The organism is Vulcanisaeta sp. EB80 (assembly GCF_002078205.2).
The window spans coordinates 1-2,714 of sequence record NZ_LCWN02000125.1; the positions used below are offsets into that span (position 1 = coordinate 1).

Below are 2,714 nucleotides of genomic sequence, written 5' to 3' on the forward strand. Positions count from 1 at the left end.
TCCTTGGAACGATACAGGCCGATATGCAGAATGGGGTCTTCGAGATTCTCTTTGGCAATGGCGTCTCGGATGGGGAGTTGATCAGAGCCTTATTCATTGTTGGCTTTTCAGCATTTGCCGTGTTTTTCGTAATTGCTGAGGTATTGGTAATGGCTATGTTCATTGTAACTCATGTTTCGTTGCCATACGTATTAATTATTGACATAATACTTGTACCGCTATCCACAGGTCTCTTCACAACAGGCTTAAGCGTGTTCGTGGGTCTTACGAAACCTAAGTACTTTAGGATTTCAACGGGCATTGGATCGACACGGAATTTAGCCTTTACGGTGGTTGCGTTGCCAAGCCTTGTGATCCTCATGATTACAATTATAGCATCATTATCAATTATTGGTGTGAGTAGTATCATCAACCCAATCATGGCATTGCAATCACTCGGTAACGCACTTATTATCGCATCAGTGGTGATGCTTACTCCAACGCCATTATTCATAATCATGACTCATGTTGATAGGGTTGGTTTAGTGAGTAAGGGGGTGGTTTAAGACTTATTTATGATCCATATAGCAAATGGTTTTATCAGATCCGGGGTGTATCATTACTATCATTGCCCATAGATACTTGTAAGAATGAGTAAGGTTTTAACATTACGTGGGCGTAATAATTACGGGGGCGTAATGTTATTTGACATTAAACCTAAGTAGGATAAAAGGCGACCCAAGGAGAAAGGGATATTCAAGGCCCGGCTTCATTAAGGATATTCCTAGAGGGAGTTAATGAAGCCATTAAGAGATATACGCTGGGTGGTAGGGTAATTAGATTCATCTCTAACGTGCTAAGTGTGGATAAGGAGACATTCCTTGAACTCAATGCTGTGAAGATTGAGACTAGGTTAGGGAGATTTAGGGACCAGGACGTTGACTCAATAACTAGTTCAAAGGCTTCCTAATTAAATTCACAATCACCAGGGAGGTATTCTACAGTGATCATCGCGCTAGATAGGTTGGGCGGTAGGGGTACGTTGGGCGAGGTTACCAAGGTGGTTAACGAGTTGATTGGTGAAGTCCCTGAGCCGAGGGTCTACGAAATATTAAATAGGTTAGTTAACATGGGCTTCATAGAGAAGGTAAATGACGAATACGTACTACCAAGAGACACACCAAACAGGAAGGGAATGCTAATGGCATCGAGGGAAGTAATAAATCAGCGATAATGCATCGCTAATTTTAATCATGAATTACGCTGATTAGTTTATACAGGTTCTCACTAAGAACCAGTTCTGGGCGAGAACCTACGTACTTCAGTGATTAATTGATGATGGGCATAGAAGAGCTGTTTTTCGCATTATTACCCACGTATACTTTGGTCTTTCACCATACATGGGCCTTAGGTCTGTTAGTTACCAAGCCCTTGTGCCGAGCGATATGAGATTTGGTGATAGGCGGGTTGAGGTTGATCTCGAACTTAACCTTGCGATACTAATGCCTGTTATTGAATACGTATTTTATCCACATAGCCTCGGCTAGCCACAACAGGGCTGTTAGTTGGTACACCGAGTAGCCTAGCTATCAATGGACACTTAGCCCTGAGTAAAAACAATGCATTGCCCAACCCAGGCCTTAGCTCTAGGTACGTCTCGAAGTTATCCAGACCCTTTATTATCAATAGGTCATGAGACCCCAATGACGGCCATAAATCCCTTTTCACCAATGCCGAGTACGCATTGCCACTTCCCACAACCTTCACATTGTTAAGGTCATGTAGTTCATCAATGACGTACTCCTCTGTAACGTCAACCTCGTACGGCTCAGACCTAGCATAAACAACTACCTCCCTACCCAACTCAGCAAGTCTCTTGATGAGTGCCTTATCGAATTGAAACTCACCAGCATTATCCACGACATACCCTATCGAGCCAGCCCTGGCAATGACCTCACGTAAGCCACCCCTCGTGATCCCCAACCAGCGGACCTCGTCATTGAGCCTAGCCAATAGGTCCTCCGTACTGAACCTGTAGCCCCTCATGGGTATGTCCACGGAATTTGCCGCTGCCGCTAATTCCACGTACCTTACCACATCATCACCTAAATTACTGAGTAGATTACCTATTGCGTCCTTGACGAGGGACTCTAGGGATGCTTTCTCGCCATGGTGTAAGTCATTAATCCCGAGCCTGCGCCTAAGCCATACGTGGGATTCTATGAATACCGCCACCCTGCCCCTACCTGCGTTCTCCATCACGTACCTACCGAGTTCCACGTACATTGATGGGTCCTTAACATTCAATTTCTTTAATTCCGCATACCTTGACTCGAGAAGGCATAGCAAGCACTCTGGCGCGTCTATGTACCACATCGCATCACACCTTAATCAACAGGTAGTTAATGCCTAGGTAGGCTAGGAAGAGGGGTATCAAGACCAGGTCAGTCACGTCAAGGCCTACGGCCTCCATTGCCCATAGCGTTCCCAAGCTGAAGAGCAGTGATGAAAGGACATACTTGAGATGGGGCAGCCTGATCCTTGCTATTTGGTCCTTAATCAATGCGGTGAGGACAATAACTATTGCGGAGGCTATCAACGTACCAACCAACGCCGAGGCATAACTCCTGGGTATCAGGGCGATCAGGACGAGCGCAGCCTCAAAGGCCTCTATCGCGGATACCGTGAAAACCACAGCCAAGTCACCACGCTCCTCCTCACCACCCCCACCCTTA

Annotated in this window: 3 protein-coding genes and 2 pseudogenes; 3 read left to right on the plus strand and 2 right to left on the minus strand. The window is 45.8% G+C overall.

Features of this window, described 5'->3' with window-relative positions:
• From B7L70_RS13635 to B7L70_RS13640, 3 genes and pseudogenes are all read left to right on the plus strand, one after another.
• Positions 1-545, plus strand: a 545-nt coding sequence (locus B7L70_RS13635; RefSeq protein WP_162009181.1) for a hypothetical protein, incomplete at its 5' end; no start/stop codon positions are given.
• Between the two features lie 434 nt (positions 546-979).
• Positions 980-1,213 (plus strand): annotated as a pseudogene (locus B7L70_RS12325) (helix-turn-helix domain-containing protein); the annotation flags it as partial.
• Positions 1,214-1,379: 166 nt separating this feature from the next.
• Entirely contained in the window at positions 1,380-1,526 is a 147-nt protein-coding gene (locus tag B7L70_RS13640) for a hypothetical protein (protein ID WP_162009182.1), read from the plus strand.
• Here B7L70_RS13640 and B7L70_RS12330 read toward each other — a convergent pair.
• Together B7L70_RS12330 and B7L70_RS12335 are read right to left on the minus strand one after the other, a co-directional pair.
• On the minus strand, positions 1,489-2,355 hold the full coding sequence (locus B7L70_RS12330; protein WP_081228435.1) for an ARMT1-like domain-containing protein: 867 nt from the start codon (positions 2,353-2,355) through the stop codon (positions 1,489-1,491). The genes B7L70_RS13640 and B7L70_RS12330 overlap by 38 nt on opposite strands.
• Before the next feature lie 4 nt (positions 2,356-2,359).
• A pseudogene (locus B7L70_RS12335) lies at positions 2,360-2,714 on the minus strand (hypothetical protein); the annotation flags it as partial.

Coding starts and splice junctions, on each gene's coding strand:
- B7L70_RS13640 (WP_162009182.1), top strand. CDS start 1,380: ATGGGCCTTAGGTCTGTTAGTTACCAAGCCCTTGTGCCGAGCGATATG.
- B7L70_RS12330 (WP_081228435.1), bottom strand. CDS start 2,355: ATGTGGTACATAGACGCGCCAGAGTGCTTGCTATGCCTTCTCGAGTCA.